The sequence below is a fragment of the Pseudomonas sp. FP2338 genome (assembly GCF_030687515.1).
Lineage (GTDB): Bacteria > Pseudomonadota > Gammaproteobacteria > Pseudomonadales > Pseudomonadaceae > Aquipseudomonas > Aquipseudomonas salomonii.
On the sequence record NZ_CP117436.1, the window covers coordinates 3544726 to 3562662 of the forward strand.

At 62.0% G+C, this 17937-nt stretch carries 15 protein-coding genes; 5 read left to right on the plus strand and 10 right to left on the minus strand.

Going from position 1 to position 17937, the window contains the following annotated elements:
- Positions 1-110 precede the first annotated feature (110 nt).
- From pepN to PSH96_RS15995, 8 genes are all read right to left on the minus strand, one after another.
- The gene (gene pepN / locus PSH96_RS15960) at positions 111-2768 is read right to left on the minus strand and encodes an aminopeptidase N (protein WP_305453825.1); all 2658 of its coding nucleotides are present in this window, start codon (positions 2766-2768) and stop codon (positions 111-113) included.
- A gap of 14 nt (positions 2769-2782) precedes the next feature.
- Positions 2783-3613 carry a DUF2797 domain-containing protein gene (locus PSH96_RS15965; RefSeq protein WP_056860307.1) on the minus strand — a complete coding sequence of 277 codons (831 nt, stop codon included), beginning with the start codon at positions 3611-3613 and terminating at the stop codon, positions 2783-2785.
- Complete coding sequence (locus PSH96_RS15970) at positions 3610-3870, minus strand: YeaC family protein (RefSeq protein ID WP_017138108.1); 261 nt, start codon at positions 3868-3870, stop codon at positions 3610-3612. Before PSH96_RS15970 ends, PSH96_RS15965 begins: the two co-directional genes overlap by 4 nt.
- 79 nt (positions 3871-3949) lie before the next feature.
- The gene (locus tag PSH96_RS15975) at positions 3950-4873 is read right to left on the minus strand and encodes a lipopolysaccharide assembly protein LapB (protein ID WP_305453827.1); all 924 of its coding nucleotides are present in this window, start codon (positions 4871-4873) and stop codon (positions 3950-3952) included.
- Positions 4873-5358, minus strand: coding sequence for a hypothetical protein (locus PSH96_RS15980; protein ID WP_305453828.1), 486 nt, complete (start codon positions 5356-5358; stop codon positions 4873-4875). The genes PSH96_RS15975 and PSH96_RS15980 overlap by 1 nt, the downstream gene beginning before the upstream one ends.
- Positions 5358-6707 (minus strand): ATP-binding protein, encoded by a 1350-nt coding sequence (locus PSH96_RS15985; RefSeq protein WP_305453829.1) that lies wholly within the window; start codon positions 6705-6707, stop codon positions 5358-5360. The genes PSH96_RS15980 and PSH96_RS15985 overlap by 1 nt, the downstream gene beginning before the upstream one ends.
- Before the next feature lie 38 nt (positions 6708-6745).
- Positions 6746-7717: a metallophosphoesterase gene (locus PSH96_RS15990; protein ID WP_305453830.1), complete on the minus strand. Its 972-nt coding sequence runs from the start codon at positions 7715-7717 to the stop codon at positions 6746-6748.
- Positions 7717-8607, minus strand: a complete 891-nt coding sequence (locus tag PSH96_RS15995; protein WP_010210870.1) for an NAD(+) kinase — start codon at positions 8605-8607, stop codon at positions 7717-7719. Before PSH96_RS15995 ends, PSH96_RS15990 begins: the two co-directional genes overlap by 1 nt.
- Positions 8608-8751: 144 nt before the next feature.
- Between PSH96_RS15995 and PSH96_RS16000 the strand changes: the two genes are divergently transcribed.
- Entirely contained in the window at positions 8752-9699 is a 948-nt protein-coding gene (locus PSH96_RS16000; protein ID WP_305453831.1) for a DUF1853 family protein, read from the plus strand.
- Here PSH96_RS16000 and PSH96_RS16005 read toward each other — a convergent pair.
- Positions 9692-11305 (minus strand): PvdJ/PvdD/PvdP-like protein, encoded by a 1614-nt coding sequence (locus PSH96_RS16005; RefSeq protein WP_305453832.1) that lies wholly within the window; start codon positions 11303-11305, stop codon positions 9692-9694. The two genes, PSH96_RS16000 and PSH96_RS16005, sit on opposite strands and share 8 nt — an antisense overlap.
- Positions 11306-11447: 142 nt before the next feature.
- Here PSH96_RS16005 and pvdM point away from each other — a divergent pair, with 142 nt between their 5' ends.
- From pvdM to PSH96_RS16020, 3 genes are read left to right on the plus strand one after another with little or no spacing between them, the layout of a single operon-like run.
- Positions 11448-12797 carry a pyoverdine-tailoring dipeptidase-like protein PvdM gene (pvdM, locus tag PSH96_RS16010; protein ID WP_099488807.1) on the plus strand — a complete coding sequence of 450 codons (1350 nt, stop codon included), beginning with the start codon at positions 11448-11450 and terminating at the stop codon, positions 12795-12797.
- Between the two features lie 18 nt (positions 12798-12815).
- Complete coding sequence (locus PSH96_RS16015) at positions 12816-14096, plus strand: aminotransferase class V-fold PLP-dependent enzyme (RefSeq protein ID WP_305453833.1); 1281 nt, start codon at positions 12816-12818, stop codon at positions 14094-14096.
- Between the two features lie 33 nt (positions 14097-14129).
- On the plus strand, positions 14130-15002 hold the full coding sequence (locus tag PSH96_RS16020) for a formylglycine-generating enzyme family protein (protein ID WP_305453834.1): 873 nt from the start codon (positions 14130-14132) through the stop codon (positions 15000-15002).
- A 117-nt stretch (positions 15003-15119) separates the two neighbouring features.
- Here PSH96_RS16020 and PSH96_RS16025 read toward each other — a convergent pair whose 3' ends face one another.
- Positions 15120-15947: a formyltransferase family protein gene (locus PSH96_RS16025; RefSeq protein WP_305453835.1), complete on the minus strand. Its 828-nt coding sequence runs from the start codon at positions 15945-15947 to the stop codon at positions 15120-15122.
- Positions 15948-16147: 200 nt separating this feature from the next.
- Between PSH96_RS16025 and PSH96_RS16030 the strand changes: the two genes are divergently transcribed.
- Entirely contained in the window at positions 16148-17800 is a 1653-nt protein-coding gene (locus PSH96_RS16030) for a cyclic peptide export ABC transporter (protein WP_305453836.1), read from the plus strand.
- Positions 17801-17937: the final 137 nt, after the last annotated feature.

Consider the following 17937-nt stretch of genomic DNA (forward strand, 5'->3'; position numbering starts at 1 on the left):
GCATGGGACTGCTACGCAGTCCAACGGGAGCAAGCTCCCTCGCCACAATTACCGGCTATGTCTTAACTGACTGGCATTAGCCTGTTCAGGCCGTTTTTTATGCGCCCAGCTTACGCAAGGCTCTTGCTGACCACCTCGAACACATCGCTCGACAGCTCGCCCGAGGCACGAATGCGCTCCAGCTGCGCCTTCATCAGCGCCTGACGGGCGCTGTCGTATTTACGCCAGCGGGTCAACGGCGCCAACTGGCGCGAAGCGATTTGCGGGTTGAAGCCATTGAGCTGGATCACCAGGTCCGCCAGGAAGCGATAACCCGAGCCGTCCGCCGCATGGAAGTTGATCAGGTTCTGCCCGGCAAAGGCACCCACCAGTGCACGCACTTTGTTCGGGTTCTTGATGTTGAACGCAGAGTGCTCCATCAGCGCCTTGACCCGCGCCAACCCGCCCGGCAACGTGCTGCCCGCCTGCACGCTGAACCACTGGTCCATCACCAACGGGTTGTCCTTGAAGTTCTCGGCAAACACCGCCAACGCCTGGTTTTTTTCCGCCTCGAACGGCGAGTTCACCAACACCGCCAATGCCGTGAGGCGCTCGGTCATGTTATCGCTGGTGTCGAACTGATCCAGGGTTGCGGCCAACACTTCGGGCTTGCCGCTGAGCATCAGGTACGACAGCGCGATGTTCTGCAAGGCTCGCCGCGCAAAGTGCTCGGCCGCCGCCACATAAGGCGTCTGCTTGGACAGCTCGCGATTGGCCTGGTAACGCAGCCACAGCGCTTCGAACAGGTTGTCGGCCAGTTGCTTGCGGGCGTACTCACGGGCGGCGTGAATAGCCTCCACATCCGCGACTTCGCTGATTTCCGTGAGGTAGGCTTCGCTTGGCAGCGAGAGCATTTCGGCGACCATGGCCTGGTCCAGGCTTTCGTCGCTCAAGACCGTGCGCAGTGCGTCGATCAGGCGCTGATCGAGCTTCAACGCCTGCCCCGCCTGATGCTGGACGATCAGCTCCTGCAACACTTGCACCGACAATTGCTGGCCGGCATCCCAGCGGTTGAAACCATCGCTGTCATGCTGCATCAGGAACATCAGTTGGTCGCGGTTGTACGGGAAACTCAGTTTCACCGGCGCCGAGAAGCCGCGCAGCAGCGAAGGCAACGGCTTTTCGGCGATACCGACGAAGGTGAAGGTCTGCTCGGCCTCAGTCACCGAAATCACCCGTGACGTGCCGCCAGCTGCCGCTTCACCGGCCAGGCGCAAGGCGATAGCGGCGCCCTGCCCGTCCAACAAGCCCAACTCCACCGGAATCACGAACGGCAGTTTCTCAACCTTGTCCGGCGTTTCCGGGCAGCTTTGACGGAACGTCAGGCTGTAGGTTTTGGCGGCGGCATCAAAGGACTCGCTCACCGCCAGACGCGGCGTACCGGCCTGGCTGTACCAGCGTTTGAACTGGCTGAGGTCGGCGCCGTTGGCGTCTTCCATGGCCTTGATGAAGTCGTCGCAGGTCACGGCTTGGCCGTCGTGGCGCTCGAAGTACAGGTCGCTGCCTTTACGGAAACCTTCAGCGCCGAGCAAGGTGTGGATCATGCCGACCACTTCCGAGCCCTTTTCGTACACGGTCAGGGTGTAGAAGTTGGAGATCTCGATAAAGCTGTCCGGGCGTACCGCGTGGGCCATGGGGCCGGCGTCTTCAGCGAACTGATGGGTGCGCAGGTACGCCACATCCTGGATGCGCTTGACCGTGGCCGAGTTCATGTCGGCGGAGAAGCCCGAGTCCCGGAACACGGTGAAACCTTCCTTGAGCGACAGCTGGAACCAGTCGCGGCAGGTGACGCGGTTGCCCGACCAGTTGTGGAAGTATTCGTGGGCAACAATCGCCTCGACGCGCTGGTGCGCGGCGTCGGTGGCGGTTTCGGCGCGGGCCAGCACGGCGCTGGAGTTGAAGATATTGAGGCCCTTGTTCTCCATGGCGCCCATGTTGAAGTCATTCACGGCGACGATCATGAAGATATCGAGGTCATACTCGCGGCCATAGGTTTCTTCATCCCAGCGCATGGATTTTTTCAGGCTGGTCATGGCGTGCTGGCACTTGTCGATGTTTTCCGGCTCGACGTAGATGCGCAGCGCCACTTCGCGGTTGGTCATGGTGGTGAAGGTGTCTTCAACACACCACAAATCACCGGCCACCAACGCAAACAGGTAGGCCGGTTTCTTGAACGGGTCTTCCCAGGTCGCCCAGTGGCGGCCGTCTTCGCCAGGGCCGCTGGCAATCGGGTTGCCGTTGGACAGCAGCACCGGGTAGCGGTGTTGCTCGGCGATCACCGTGGTGGTGAAGGTGCTCATCACGTCCGGGCGGTCGAGGTAGTAGGTGATCTTGCGGAAACCTTCGGCCTCGCACTGGGTGCAGAACATGCCGCCGGATTTGTACAGGCCTTCGAGGGCGGTGTTGGTTTCCGGGTGGATACGCACGCTGGTGTCGACCGTGAAGGTTTCGCGGGTCGGGTGCAGGGTCAGGTGGCTGTCGCTCAACTGGTAGTCGGCCTCGCTCAGTTCCTTGTCACCCAGGTTGACGGTCAACAGCTCCAACTGTTGGCCATCGAGCACCAGCGGCGGCAGGCCGGCGCCGCGCTCGGGGTTGCGGCGCATCACCAGCTGCGCATGGACCAGGCTATGGTCCTCGAACAACTCGAAGGTCAGGTGCGTCTCTTCGATCAGGTAGTCCGGCGCCTGATAGTCCTTCAGGTAAATCATCTTCGGTTGTTCGGTGCGCATGGATAGCATCCTTTTTACTGATGCACGGCGAGCTGGTAGGCCGTGTACTTACGAATGTTGATAACGCCGGTGTCGAAGATCAGGTATTGGCCCTTGATCCCCAGCAACGTGCCTTCGGCAATCGGGTTCTTGTCCAGGTTGAAGCTGACGATCTTGGCCGGGTATTGCTCGACCGGGTAACGGATTTCGATCGGCTCGATGTCGGTCACCGGTTGGATGGCCTGCAAGCCAAAGCGTTCCTGCAACCCCAGCAGGCCGTCGGCGCAGGTGGCGAACAGTTCATCGCGTACCTGCTTGAGGTCCACCGATTGCGCATCGCCCTTGAGTAAAGCACGCCAGTTGGTTTTATCGGCCACTTGGCTGCGAAACAGGTCTTCAACGAAACCGGATTGCTGACGGGTCGCCACGCGCATGATCGGCAGCGCCTGGCTGGCACCCTGGTCGAGCCAGCGGGTCGGCAACTGGGTGGCACGGGTGATGCCGACCTTGATGCCCGACGAGTTGGCCAGGTACACCACGTGGTCGGTCATGCAAAATTGTTCGCCCCAGCCCGGATCACGGCAGGTGCCTGCGTCGTAATGGCAACGCTCGGGGCTCATGATGCACAGGTCACACTGGGCCAGTTTGGTCATGCACGGGTAGCAATAACCCTGGCTGAAACTGGTCTTGGTCTTGCGGCCGCAATGGCTGCAATGGATGGCACCGAGATACTCCAGGCGCACGTGGGTACCGATCAACGGGTTGACCGGCACCTCGGTGTCGCCCAGGCGAAACGCATATTGAACAGTCGGCTCACCGAGTTGCGCCGACATTTTGCTGACTGCACCGCGACCAATTTCAATCAATGGATCGCATCCGACTTGAACAGAATGTTCGGCACCGGCGCCGACTTCGACGCGCATTCCTGCGGGCCCATGTAGCCGGTGCGCTGCTCTTCGGGCAGGTTCTGGATTTCCCAGGCGATCACCGCTTGCAACGACAGCTCGCGCTGCTCGGCGGTGAGCTTGCGGCCATCGGACCACTTGCCGATTTCCACGGCCAGCTTGAGGCTCTCGTAGATGTCCGGGGTGATGTTTTCGATCATTTCAGCAAAAGACGACATGTACACAACCTCTTGATAACGGTCGCTGGTTCAGCGAATACACTTATGACAATTAACGGCCGGGCTCGATACCGGCGCGTCAGAATTCCTTGGACAACTTGACCTGGACCAGCTCCTTTTCCAGCAGGCGCCGGAAGATCTGCGGCGCCGCGAAGGTATAGGCCGCAAACGCCAGCCACGCCCAATCAATCATCTGGGCCACTTGCGGGTAACCCTGGGTCGCCAGGGTGATAACCACCACACGATAGACCACGAACATAAACAGCAGCAGGACAATCGCGCGGGTGGCGCTGCGCTCGTTCATCCAGCTGTTGAAGCGCCACCAGGCCCCGAGGAACACATTGCTGCGGGCTTTTACCGCCGTTAGCAGGTGCAGTGCCGCGACATTCGTGGCGTTTTCCTGCAAGGCCCAGATCGCATGCTCACGAGCGCCATTGATATCGCCCTCGCGCAGCAGCAAATGGCCCAGCACCACCACTGCGCCGGCATTGCTCGGGTCGGCCTGCAACGCCTGGCGCGCGAACTGATGCGCCTGGTCCCAATGGCCGCTGGCACGGTGGAACTGCGCCATCGCAACCAGGTTGGAAGCGTCGTCGGGGGCCAGTTCCAGGGCTTTTTCCAACGGCTCGCGGCTCTGCGCCAGGCGGCCGGTCAATTGATACAGCTCGGCCAAGCAGCGGTAATTGATCGGGTTGAGCGGTTCCATATCCAGCAGTTGAGTCAGATGCTCCTGGGCCAGGCTGAATTTGCGCAGGGCAATCGCTACCTGGGCAGCCGCGTAGTGGGCCAACGGCATCTGCGCATCGGCCGCCAGGGCCAGTTGCACTTCACGCTTGGCCGCGTGCACGCGGCGCATATTCATCAGGCAGATCGCCAGCAACGCGTGGGCTTCGGCCGAATGCGGGTCGCTGGCCAGCAGCTGGCGCAACGCATCGATGGCGCCGTCATTATGGTCAGCCTGCAGGCGCTGATAGGCCAATTGCAGCAGGTAATCGGTATTCATCAGCTCACCACCAGATACCAAAGGGTGCTGGGCACCCAATTGACCACCATGCTCTTGAGCACAAAGCCGCCAATCAACGCCAAGGGAAGACCAAAACGGTTGAGGACGCCGCCGTAGTACTGGTAGATCTCAATGGTCTCGTTCTGCTGGATATACAGCAGGTAACCCAGGCTCAACTTCCACACCACCAGCACCAGCAAGGCATATTGGATCTGGGCCTGGCTCTTGATGTAGCCAAACCCCACCAGTTGCAGCAGGCCGAAGCCGATCACTACGCTGCCCACCAGCGCTACGCCGGCCAGCACCCACTCACGCACACGCGTGGGGCTGCCCACGGCAATCGAGTTGAACACAAACCATGGCAAGCCGAGCCAGGCGCCGCCCAGCATCAGGCCCAGCAGTGGCCAGAGCGGTGAAACCGCCCACTTGGCCAAGGCGCCGGGGCGCGGTTCATCTTCGATGCGGTAACCACCGTACTGCGCCATCAGCGACCCTTCCCGTGCTTATCGAGGAAGGCCAGCACCTCGTCATATTGATTGCCTTCATTGGCATAGCGCGCGTAATTGCGCGCCGTGGTCAACCACTCCAAGGTGGTAGCACGCACCTCTTTCAACGCTGTCTTGAAATGACGGTCGCAAATCGACTGCTCGGCGCCACTCTCGATAGACGCTTCAATCGCCTCATCGGCGGCGGTTTCCACCAGCTCGCTGAGGTCGGCACCGGAGAAACCCGAGGTGTTCTTGGCCAGGAAGGCAAAGTCGATGTCATCGGCCATCGGCCGACCTTTCATCATCACCTTGAGCATGCTTTCGCGCGCTGCGCGATCCGGTGGCGGCACGAACAGCACTCGGTCAAAGCGACCGGGGCGACGGAATGCCGAATCCACCGACCACGGCACGTTGGTCGCGGCGAGGATCAGCACCCCGTGGTTGTCATTGGTAAACCCGTCCATCTCCGACAGGAACTGGCTGACCAGTTTTGACGAGGTCGACTCACGAGTGTTGGAGCGTTTGCCCCCCAGCGCCTCGACTTCATCGAAGAACATCACCGCAGGCGCCTGGGCTCGAGCCTGTTCGAACAGCGCGTGCAACTTGCGCTCGGACTCGCCGATGTACATGTCCAGCACATCGGAAATCGCCACATTGAAAAACGTCGCCTTGCACTCCCCGGCCGTGGCGCGTGCCAGCAATGTCTTGCCGCAGCCCGGTGGGCCGTACAGCAACACGCCGCCGCCGACCTTCTTGCGAAAACGCTGGAACAAGCCAGGTTTTTGATACGGCAGGATGATCTTTTTGTGGATGGTCTTTTTCAGCTCATCCAGGCCACCGATATCATCAAAGGTCAGGGTTTCGTTTTCCGGCACCAGCAGGCGTACCACTTCGCTCTGGTCGGTGTCGTCATTGGAAATCACGCGCAGACGCGGGCGCCCTTCGGCTGCAGGAAAATCCAGCACCGACACATTCAACCGGCGCCACAGCGCTATGTCTTCCAACGCCGGGTTGGCAGCGACCGCCGCGCGGTATTCCACCTGGGCTTCCTTGAGCCGCTCCAACGCCGCCAGCACACGCGCCTTGAGCAGGCGCGCGGCAGGGTCGTCGCCTTCAATCAGTTGCAAGGCACGCGGCGCCTGGCCGGCAGCCAGGCACAGCTGCGCTGCAGCCAGCTTCAGGGCGGCGGCGTCGGGCCACTGTTCAAGGTCGGCCGGCAGCAATTTAAGCCCGCGCTCATGCTCGCCGCGCTCAAGGCTGGCGCCGAGCAGCAGGGTCAGCAGCGCGACATTGCCGGGCGCCGCAGACAACGCGGCCTCCAGCTGGTCGAACGTCGAATCATCCATGGTGCTTCCTTAAAAGTTCAGTGACGGTACGCGCAGGCTCATGTGATCACCTCCGGCCGTTCAACATCGACCCACACAAACTTGCGCGGGTCCAGTTGGGTTTCCTGATCCAGCCGGTAGGCCACCAGCTTGCCGTACAGCACCGCGCTGTAGTCCAGGCAGGCCAGGTTGTCGCGGATCGGCGCCGGCTTGCCGCTGCGCCAGTAATGCCCGACGAACAACAACGGTTCGTCGACGCCATAACGCAGCAGGGAATTTTTTTCGCTCGACGACAACGGCGTTCGCGCCACCGGCTCCGGCAGTGCATCGGGTTGGAACACGATGTCGCCGTAGGTTTTCGGGTCGTCTTCCCAGAACTTGGTGCGGAAAAATGAGCGCGTCAGGCCATCGCCCCCCGTGAGCGTCAAGCCGTCCGGCAGGCGCATGTCGGTGCCGCGCAGCAGGCGGTCGAAGGCGTTGCAGGCAAAGCTGCCCGGCACGGCGGCGGCCTGCAAAAAGTGCTGGTCGATGCAGCCATCCGGGAAAGTGGCGCGCAGCGGCTGGATAAAGCCTTCGTCCCAGCACGCATGCACCACACGAAACCGCCCGGCGTCGACAAACAGCGGCATGTCGTAGAACCAACCGAGGAAGTCGTGCCAGTCGGCCGGGTGATGCTCGAACTGGGTCAGGGTTTCGTGGATCAACCGCGCATGGCGTGGGTTGTGCTCGCGCACGAATTGCTTGCCACTGCCCGGCGGCGCCGGTGTGGTCCAGCCCAGCGCATTAAACTCGTGGTTGCCCATGATGCACAGCGCCTGGCCGGCCTCGGTCATATCGTGGACGATATGCAGCGCCTCGCGGATGCGTGGCCCACGGTCGATGATATCGCCGAGGAACACCGCCATACGCGTCGGATGGCGCCAGGTTCCAGCCTGTTTGTGGTAGCCCAGCCGGTCGAGCAAGTGCTCAAGGGTATGAGCGCAACCGTGCACGTCACCGATCAGGTCATAGCTACGCGCGGGATCGAGCATCAGTCGCCTCCACCCCCCAAGCGGCTGCCCCAGCCCAGCTTGGTGCGGCACACTTCGTAGTAGTTGTGGTCCAGCGGGTGGATCAACCGCAACTTCTGTGCCTTTTTGCTCACGGTAATGGTGTCACCGGGGGCGCAGGTGAAATGGTTCTGCCCGTCGCAGGAGACTTGCGGGTAGATTTGCATGTCTTTGGATACCACGATTTTCAGCTCACTGTTGCCATCGACCACAATGGGCCGGCTGGACAACATATGGGGGTACATCGGCACGATCACAATGGCGTCGAGCTTGGGGTGCATGATCGGGCCACCGGCCGACAGCGCGTACGCAGTGGAGCCGGTCGGCGTGGCCACGATCAGGCCGTCGGCCTTCTGGCTGCACACGAACTGGCCGTCGATATACAGCTCGAACTCGATCATGCGCGTGGATTTGCCGGGGTGCAGCACCACGTCATTGAGCGCGTCGCCCTGGCCGATGGCCTCGCCGTGGCGGCGCACTTCGGCTTGCAGCAGGAAGCGGTTTTCCACCAGGTAATGGCCGTCGAGCACCTTGGCGACTTCGACTTCGAGGTCATCCGGGCGAATGTCGGTAAGAAACCCCAAACTGCCACGGTTGATCCCCAGCACCGGCACGTTGTGCCGCGCCAGGGCACGGGCGGCCCCCAGCAGGCTGCCATCACCGCCGACCACAATGACCATGTCACACACTTCGCCGAGCATCTTGCGCGAGGAAGTTTGCAGGCCATGGCCAGGGAGGATTTCGGCGATGGTGTCTTCGAGGATCACATGCAGGTGGCGTTCCAGCAGGAACTTTTTCAGTCGGCGGACGGTGTCCAGCACTTGGGTACTGCCCAGGCGACCGATAATGCCGATATTGCGAAATTGCTCCATGGGGCTCCTGCGGGATGTGGGGTCTGGCAAAAAGAACGATTATGGGCGAAAGGCCGCGTCAGGCAAAACCCTTTGTCGCCGCAGGGCCTTGATGACAATGGTTCTCAGCCACCCGTAAGTGTTCTAAAAGGCTATGCTCGGACCATGACTGTGTTCCCAGACCTGCTCAACCTGCCCCGCCAATTGCGCCACCCCGAGGTGCGCGACCTGGCGTGGGTGATGCTCGCCCCGCCGATGCTCGCGCAAACGCCCTGGCCGCAACGCCACCCACTGGCCGGCAGCGACTGGGTGCAGGCACCGCACCGGCTCGAACAGTGGCTGCGCACCCTCGACCAGGACAGCAGCGCCTTGCAGCACTGGCTCAGCCTGTCGCGCACGCGGCGCCTGGGCCTGTACTACGAACGCCTGTGGCAATTTGCGGTGCAGCATGCGCCGGGTGTGGAGTTGCTGGCCGCCAACCTGCCGATCCGCCGCGCCGGGCATACGCTGGGTGAGCTGGATATGCTGATACGCGACCGCGACGGCGTGCACCACCTGGAACTGGCGATCAAGCTCTATTTAGGGCCGCAGGACGGCAACGGCCAGGACGCCGCGCAATGGCTCGGCCCCGGCTGTCATGACCGGCTGGACCGCAAGCTCGCGCACCTGGCCCAGCATCAATTGCCGATTTCGGCCCGCCCGGAAAGCCGCGAAGCCCTGGCGGCACTGGATATTGCGCAGTTCGATGCACATTTGTGGCTGGGCGGGTATTTGCTCTATCCGTGGCCCGGCACCGCCGAATCCCCGCAAGGCGTCGATCCACAGCACCTGCGCGGTCGCTGGTTGCATCAGCGTGACTGGCGCGATTTCGTCAGCCAGAGCCCGCCAGGGCGCTGGCAGCCCCTGCCTCGGCATGCCTGGCTGGCGCCGGCGCATTACCCGGCGGATCAGGTGTGGTGTGCGGACCAGATGCACGCCTGGCTGGCAGACCTGGACCCGATGGCACCGGCCCAGTTGCTGGTGCGACTGGTGCAGACCGGAGAAGACTGGGAAGAAGCCGAACGTTTGTTCCTCGTTGCAGACCTGTGGCCAAACGTCCCGGGGATTACTTGAGTTTCAAGTGGCGTGCATACCAGGGCCGTTTCGGCACGCGCTTGAACAAGGCCTGCAATCCTTCCTCTTCGGCGAAGGTGATGCGCAGGGCCAGCTTCATGGTTTCCGGGTCCATCTCCATCGACCGCCCCATCTGCAGCCCCGGCGTGGTGCTGCAACCATGGGTGTCCGGCCCCAGCCAGGGGTCAGCGACTTCCACCCAGCGGCCCTGGGCAAACCACTTGACCCCGTTGACTTCAAGCCGGCTGACCTCGCCCGGATTGAACCGCTCATGGGCGCGAAACCAGTCCTCGATGCGATCATCGATCCAGCCGTGAAAGTGCCAGAACACCGGGTTTACATGCGATGAGAACGGGTCGCCCAGGAAGTCGTTCTCTGGCGCGTACCAACGCGCGGCAAAGTCCGCCGGGTCACGGGCGAACGGCACCGGGGCACCGTTGGACGGGTCGCGGGGCACCGAGGCCCAGCGCATGTGCAGCCAGTCGTGCAGGCCCAGCTCCATCTCGGACCCCAACTGGCCCAAGGTCAGCTTGGCCAGGTAACGCGGGTCACGGTACTGCGACTCCCACACCTGGAAGTTGCTGTGGTAGGTCTCGGCCGCCTTGATATCGCTGACCCACTGGGTGTACTCGCTGTCATCGGGTGCCGACCAGCAAGGCGGCAGCGCAAAGCCGTCGTGGTTGTCGAAATAGCGCAAAAACCCCAGGCGATCGCGCTCCAGCGCCGGCTGTGGCTCCGGGAATTGCGGCCAGGAAGGCAGGTCTTGCAGGGAGCGCGCAGTGCCGAGCATATGCCGGTGCATGAAAAAGAAATCGATACCCGAACCGTTGCGGTCTTTGCGTTTGCCGCGCGCATCGCGCTCCTGGCCGCGCGGGCCTGGTTGCCAGCCGATACCGCGCAGGGCATCGCGCTTTTCCTCGGACAGCTTGTGCCATTGGTCACGGGTGGCGTGCCACAGCTGGTGGAACAGGCGGTGCTCAGGCGCAATCAGCCAGGCCAACAAGGTCGGGTTAAGGCCGATACGCTGGCGCGCTTCGGGGAACAGTTGCTTGTGGGCGATAAAACGGTTGTCGCGCTCAGTCAAGGCCAGGGGGCGCTCAAGGTCGAGAATCTGCCCGCTTAACGTGCTGCTGCCGGCATTGGCGAAGTCGGCCCAGACTTCATCGAGGGTCATCTTGAACTCATAGGCCGGTGCGCCCTGCGCGGCGTCGCGGTCGATCAGCCGCCAGTAGAGCACGGCGCCCTCGCCCGTCAGCAGATCACCGAGCACGCGGTAGCGCGGCTCGCCCTCGGCACGCAGGTTTGCAGCGGTGTCCAGGTAGCCGCGCAAGCCACGGCCGCGTGGGGCGATGTCGAGCAACAGCTCCAGGCCCTGCAGCGGCAAACCTTCAAGGCCTGCATCGCGACCTTCCAGGCGCAGGCTCCACACACCGCGCAAGGTATTGGCCAAGTGTTGGCCGGCGGTGTCGGCCAGGTCCACCGTGGCCTCGCCCGGCGTGATCGGAAATTCTTCACGCGTCAGCTCGCGGTGGGCATAAAGGGCCGCTGGCACGGCAGCGCCGGTCAGCGCCAGGCCGGCGATGAAGCCACGTCGAGAGAGGGTCATTGTCTACCTTAGGAAACAGCTTGATCAGAGCTAGAACGTTGACGGCCGCGAGAAATTTACCGGTGCCGCGCCCGCGCCTAAATTTCCCCGGCCATGGCTCGTTCTTCCCTGATAGCAAAGGCCTCAACTGACTGAGATGGCAATGACAAAACCACGTTCGAAAAAGGCGCTGTATATCGGCCTGCCGCTGGCACTGGCCATCGGCGCCGGGGCTGGTTTCCTGGTCTGGGATCACTGGTTCAAAGGCAATGCCGGCTACCCGCTGGAGGTGATCAAGCAGGCCAACGAAATGCAGGACCGCTTGTTGTCGTTCGACAGCCATATCACCGTGCCCATGGATTTCGGCACGGCCGGCAACGAAGCCGACAAGGATGGCAGCGGCCAGTTTGACCTGGCCAAGGCGGCACGCGGGCGCTTGTCGGGCGCGGCCCTGACGATTTTCGGCTGGCCGGAAATCTGGAATGGCCCCAACGCGCCGCACAAACCCACCGACGGCTTTGTCGAGGAGGCCCGCCACGAGCAGGAGGTGCGCTACAAGATCATCTCCGGCATGGTGCGCGACTTCCCCAACCAGGTCGGCATCGCCTACACCCCGGACGATATGCGGCGCCTGCATGGCGAAGGCAAGTTTGCGATCTTCATCAGCATGCTCAACGCCTACCCGCTGGGCGACGACCTCAACCAGCTGGACCTGTGGGCGGCACGCGGCATGCGCATGTTCGGTTTCAGCTATATCGGCAACAACGCCTGGTCCGACTCGTCGCGTCCGTTGCCGTTTTTCAATGACACCACCGATGCGCTTGAAGGGCTGTCACCCATCGGCCAACAAGCCGTGCACCGCCTCAATGACTTGGGTGTGATCATCGATGTGTCGCAGATGTCGACCAAGGCGCTGGAGCAAGTCGCGCAATTGAGCCGTACACCCATGATTGCCTCGCACTCGGCGCCGCGTGCCTCAGTGGATATCCCGCGCAACCTCAGCGACAAAGAGCTGCAACTGATCAAAAACAGCGGCGGCGTGGTGCAGGTGGTGGGCTTCCCGGCCTATTTGCGCCCATTGAGCCAACCCACCCAGGACAAGCTCAATACCTTGCGTGCGCGTTTCGATTTACCGCCGCTGCCCAACCTGGCCATGGCCTTGATGCCCGGTGACGCCATCATCGCCGCCTGGTCCGAGCAGAAGTTCGGCCAGTACGCCCAGGGGCTGTACGCCATTCTTGAGGAAGAACCCAAGGCCACCCTCAAGGACTGGGGCGATGCCATCGACTACACCGTGCGCAAGATCGGCATCGACCACGTCGGCATCGCCTCGGACTTCAACGACGGCGGCGGCATCCAGGGCTGGGAGAACGTCGGCGACGTGCGCAATGTCACCGCCGAACTGATCCAGCGCGGCTACTCCGAGGCCGACATCGCCAAGCTGTGGGGAGGCAACTTCCTGCGCGTGTGGGACCAGGTACAAAAAGCCGCCAAGCCGTTGGCCAACCGCTAATTACTTAGAAGCCAGTCCATGACCGACCGCCGTACATTCCTCAAGCAGGCTGGGGTACTCGCCGCCAGCCTGCCTTTGGGCAGCGCATTGCTCGCGCACGCCCAGGCAGCCCCGCAGGCGCCCGCCACCAACGACCCATGGACGGGTTTCAAACAGCTGTTCACCCAAGACCCGGACTACCTGCATTTTTCCAACTTCCTGGTGACCTCCCACCCACGCCCCGTGCGCGAAGCCATTGAGCGCTACCGCCAGCAGATCGACCGCAACCCCGGCCTGGCCATGGACTGGGGCCTGGAAGAAACCTGGAAACGTGAAGGCCAGGTGCGCGAATGGGCCGGACGCTACCTGAACGCCCAGCCCGCGCAGATCGCGCTCACCGGCAGCACGTCGGAAGGCCTGGCGATGATCTACGGCGGGATCAAGCTGCGCCCCGACCAAGAGATTCTCACCACCGAACACGAGCATTACGCCACCCAGAACGTGCTGGATTTTCGCGTCGCCCGCCAAGGCACCCAGGTGCGTCGCATCCGCTTGTTCGAGCGGGCCAGCCAAGTCTCCAGTGACGAAGTGCTGGGTAATATCAAGCGCGCGATTCGCCCCACTACCCGCGTGCTGGGCATGACCTGGGTGCAGTCCGGCAGCGGCGTGAAGCTGCCGATCGGCGAAATCGGCACGCTGGTGGAGGAACTCAATCGCAACCGTGACGACAATGACCGCATCCTGTATGTGGTCGACGGCGTACACGGTTTTGGCGTGGAAAACCTCGATTTCCCGGCCATGCACTGCGACTTCTTTATCGCCGGCACGCACAAATGGATGTTCGGCCCACGCGGCACCGGGCTGGTCTGCGCCCGCGATGCCGAAAACAAATACGTCACGCCCATGGTGCCGACCTTCTCCGAAGACACCAACTTTGCCACCACCATGACGCCCGGCGGCTACCACGCCTTTGAGCATCGCTGGGCGGCGGACGAGGCCTTCAAGCTGCACCTGCAACTGGGCAAGGCACAGGTTGAGGCGCGCATCCACGCGCTCAACAGCGAACTCAAAACCCAGTTGCTGGCGCATCCGCAGATTGAACTGGTGACGCCGCGCCGCAGCGACCTGTCGGCCGGCTTTACCTTCTTTCGGGTCAAGGACCAGGACAGCGAAGCGGTCGTCGCCCATATGCTGAAAAACCGCGTGGTGATCGATGCCGTCGACCGTGACGTTGGCCCGGTGATCCGCACGTCCCCCGGTTTGCTTAACAACTCGGATGAAATCCAGCAGTTCATGGCCCTTTTGAGCCAACGCCTGTGATGCGCCCTTTTTTCCTTTGAACGAGATGCCCACATGAATCCATCCCGACTCAAACCCCTGACCGCCCTGGCGCTGACTGCTCTTTGCGCGGCATGGCTGCCCAACCTGGCGCAGGCCGCCACGCCGCAACCCGGCAAAGTGTTCAAGGACTGCAAGGACTGCCCGGAAATGGTGGTGCTGCCCGCCGGCACTTTCACCATGGGCACACCGGAAGACGAAGTCGGCCGCGAGCCCGATGAAGGCCCGATGCACGACGTGACCTTCGCCAAACCCTTTGCCATGAGCCGCTTCCACATCACCGCCGGCGAATGGGACAGTTATATCCGCCAGACCGGCGTCAAGATCGCCGACGGCGACACCCGCCCCGGCCGCGAGTGCATAGCCAGCAAGCCCCGCTACCCGCAAGGCCCACGCCAGCCGGCGGTGTGCATGGACATGGACGACATCAAAAATTATGTCGCCTGGCTGTCGAAAAAAACCGGGCAGAAGTACCACATGGTCAGCGAAGCCCAACGCGAATACGCCGCCCGCGCCGGCACCACCGGGCCGTTCCCCTTCCCGTTCGACGAGGGCAAGGGCTACAGCATCGCCCAGCACGCCAACACCTACGGCCCGGCAGATGGCTACAGTTATTCCTCGCCGGTGGGCAGCTACCCGCCGAATGCATTTGGCATGTACGACATGCACGGTAATGTGTATGAGCGGGTGGCCGACTGCGAGCATCCCAACTACATCGGCGCCCCTACCGACGGCAGCGCCTGGATGGAGCCCCACTGCGAGGGCTACCAGATTCGCGGCAATGACTGGGGCGAAGCGCCGGTGTTCTCACGCTCGGGCAACCGCAACACCATCTACCCGCAAACCCGTGGGGACTGGATTGGATTCCGGGTAGTGCGCGACCTCTAAAATCGACACTTTCCTCATGTGGGAGCGGGCTTGCTCGCGAAGGCGCAGTGTCAGGCGATACACCTGACACTGACACACCGCTTTCGCGAGCAAGCCAGCTCCCACACTTGGATCGCCTTAGGCCTGCTTGGCCAACAACTCCAACCCTTCATGCAACGCCGGGAACAGGCTGTTGTTGAAGTTGTTCCAGCGCAATTCGAGAATAGTGTCCTCAGGCGAAATCTCGGTTTTCAGCACGTCGTGGAACACTTCGCCCGAATCAATGCCATTGTCCACGTAATGGAACGACGCGCCGGTAAGGTACAGCGGTTCGCTGGCCTTGGTGGCTTTGGTCGCCCAATCCACCACCGTCTGCCCGCGCGCGCCGTACAGGGCATTCCAGGTGGCATAGGCGCCACGGCGCTCGTAAGGCGATTCAAGGCGGGTAATGCCTGGGTGGATGTTCATGATCCGACGCGCAAACGGCGCACCGGGCCGCACCAGCTCATCGAGGATCACCAGCAGGCCGTCCAGCACCACGATGTCAGCCTTCAACTCCACCAGGGTGTCGTGCAGGCGACGTTCGAAATCCTGTTTGCCGGCGATGTGTTCCGCGCTGCCACGCGGCAGGCGGCGATAGGTGGACGGCACGCTCAGCAGCAGGTCATTGACCAGGTTGCCCTGCACCGTCAGGTCTGCCGGGTAGAGCCACTGGCGACCCGGCTGGTAGGCAAAGCCATAGTCAGCGACCAGCTGCTGGTCCCGTGGGTTGTGCTCGTCATCGTCGTACACCACGCCGACCAGGTTGTAGGCCTGGCCCAACGGTGTGTCGTTCAGCGACCCCACCAGAAACTCCAGCACCGACTTCATATAACGCTCGTGGTCCTTGTAGGCCACTGGCTGGCCGGCCTTGTCGGCGGCAGCGTTTCTCAGGGACCAGACATACACCAGATTCTTTTTCGTCATTGTTTCGCTCTCGCTGGATAGATCAGGCACGCGCCAATACGCGTGCGCCTACACAACAAGAACGAACCAGCCTGTTGGCAATTTATCGACCCGCTCCACCGCCCGGCATGCCGCGCTAAATAGTCGCCCCGGCACTTCGTTTGTCATGGGTAAGGGTCTGTGTGCCCAGCCCCCTCTTTTTCACTTTCCGGGAAGTATTTATGACCGACCCCAAGCGCGGCGCCTTTAACGGTTTGCTCGCATTGCTCAGGCCTTTTCGCACCATCGTGAGCGTCTCTGTCGCGCTGGGCATGGCCGGCGGCCTGGCCATCACGTTGCTGCTGGCGACTATCAATAACGCCCTGCACTCTTCCACCGGCATGACCCAGGGCGTGGTCTTGACCTTCGCCGCGCTGTGCCTGCTGGCGCTGACCAGTTCGATCGTCTCGGATATCGGCACCAACTATGTGGGCCAACGAATCATTGCCGCCCTGCGCAAGGATCTCGGCGAAAAAGTGCTGTCGGCGCCCATCGAGCAGATTGAACGCTACCGCTCACACCGCCTGATCCCGGTGCTGACTCACGACGTCGACACCATCAGCGATTTCTCCTTCGCGTTTACCCCATTGGCCATCGCCAGCACGGTGACCCTGGGTTGCCTGGGTTACCTGGCCTACCTGTCAGTGCCGATGTTCCTGATGATGATCGTCGCCATTGTGATCGGCAGCAGCGTGCAGTTCATCGCCGGCCACAAAGGCATTCGCGGCTTCGACGCCGCCCGTGACCTGGAAGACGAACTGCAGCGCTACTATTCGGCGATTGCCTCCGGCGCCAAGGAGCTGCGCATCCATCGGCCACGGCGCTACCGGATGAACACCCACCGCATCCAGGAAACCGCTGACCGGATCAGCGATATTCAGGTGCGCTCGGTCAACATCTACATCGTGGCCAAAACCTTTGGCTCGATGCTGTTCTTTGTGGTCATCGGCCTGGCCCTGGCCATGCAGGCCTACAGCCCCAACCCGGACCCAGCGGTGATCACCGGTTTCGTGTTGGTGCTGCTGTACATGAAAGGCCCGCTCGAACATGTGATCGGTTACCTGCCGATCATCGGCAAGGCCGGCATTGCCTTTGCGCGCATCACCGAGCTGTCGGATCGCTTCTCGTCCCCCGAGCCGCATTTGTTGATGGACGGCAGCGAAGCCCCCACACCGGTGGTCAACAGCCTTGAACTGCGTGGCGTCACCTACAGCCCGCCGCCGGTTGAGGGCAGCGAGCCGTTTCATCTGGGGCCGATCAACCTGAGCATCAAGCAGGGCGATATCGTGTTTATCGTCGGCGAGAACGGCTGCGGCAAGACCACGCTGATCAAACTATTACTGGGCCTGTATCAACCCGACGCCGGGGAAATCCGCCTGAACGGCGAAACCGTGACCGACCCGGTGCGCGATGACTACCGCCAATTGTTCACCACGGTGTTCGCCGACTATTACCTGTTCGACGACCTGGTCCAGGGCAGCGCAACGCAATCGCTGGACAGCGCCGCCAAGTACCTGGAGCGCCTGGAAATCGCGCACAAAGTCAGCGTCAAGGACGGCGTGTTCAGTACCACCGACCTCTCCACCGGGCAGCGCAAGCGCCTGGCGCTGGTCAATGCCTGGCTCGAAGAACGCCCAGTGCTGGTGTTCGACGAATGGGCCGCCGACCAGGACCCGGCCTTCCGCCGCGTGTTCTACACCGAGCTGCTGCCCGACCTCAAGCGCCTGGGCAAAACCATCATCGTGATCAGTCATGACGACCGCTATTTCGACATCGCCGACCAACTGGTGCGCCTGCGAGCGGGCAAGGTGGTGCACGAGATGGAACCGGCCTGAAGTTTTTTTTCCGGTTTTTACGGATAGGAACGTCTCACTAGTGGTAATGAGAATTGACCTCAATAAACACTAAAAGCTGCCCACTTAAAACATAGAAGAGAATGCATCCATGCCAGCAACGTTCGGTCTGAGTCCCT

Bases quoted from the DNA above. Each gene is read 5' to 3' on its own strand.
- PSH96_RS15990 (WP_305453830.1), bottom strand. From the start codon at position 7,717: ATGCTCGATCCCGCGCGTAGCTATGACCTGATCGGTGACGTGCACGGT.
- pvdM (WP_099488807.1), top strand. From the start codon at position 11,448: ATGACAAAACCACGTTCGAAAAAGGCGCTGTATATCGGCCTGCCGCTG.
- PSH96_RS16005 (WP_305453832.1), bottom strand. From the start codon at position 11,305: ATGACCCTCTCTCGACGTGGCTTCATCGCCGGCCTGGCGCTGACCGGC.
- PSH96_RS15985 (WP_305453829.1), bottom strand. From the start codon at position 6,707: ATGGATGATTCGACGTTCGACCAGCTGGAGGCCGCGTTGTCTGCGGCG.
- PSH96_RS16025 (WP_305453835.1), bottom strand. From the start codon at position 15,947: ATGACGAAAAAGAATCTGGTGTATGTCTGGTCCCTGAGAAACGCTGCC.
- PSH96_RS16000 (WP_305453831.1), top strand. From the start codon at position 8,752: ATGACTGTGTTCCCAGACCTGCTCAACCTGCCCCGCCAATTGCGCCAC.
- pepN (WP_305453825.1), bottom strand. From the start codon at position 2,768: ATGCGCACCGAACAACCGAAGATGATTTACCTGAAGGACTATCAGGCG.
- PSH96_RS16020 (WP_305453834.1), top strand. From the start codon at position 14,130: ATGAATCCATCCCGACTCAAACCCCTGACCGCCCTGGCGCTGACTGCT.
- PSH96_RS15975 (WP_305453827.1), bottom strand. From the start codon at position 4,873: ATGAATACCGATTACCTGCTGCAATTGGCCTATCAGCGCCTGCAGGCT.
- PSH96_RS15980 (WP_305453828.1), bottom strand. From the start codon at position 5,358: ATGGCGCAGTACGGTGGTTACCGCATCGAAGATGAACCGCGCCCCGGC.
- PSH96_RS16015 (WP_305453833.1), top strand. From the start codon at position 12,816: ATGACCGACCGCCGTACATTCCTCAAGCAGGCTGGGGTACTCGCCGCC.
- PSH96_RS15970 (WP_017138108.1), bottom strand. From the start codon at position 3,870: ATGTCGTCTTTTGCTGAAATGATCGAAAACATCACCCCGGACATCTAC.
- PSH96_RS15995 (WP_010210870.1), bottom strand. From the start codon at position 8,607: ATGGAGCAATTTCGCAATATCGGCATTATCGGTCGCCTGGGCAGTACC.
- PSH96_RS16030 (WP_305453836.1), top strand. From the start codon at position 16,148: ATGACCGACCCCAAGCGCGGCGCCTTTAACGGTTTGCTCGCATTGCTC.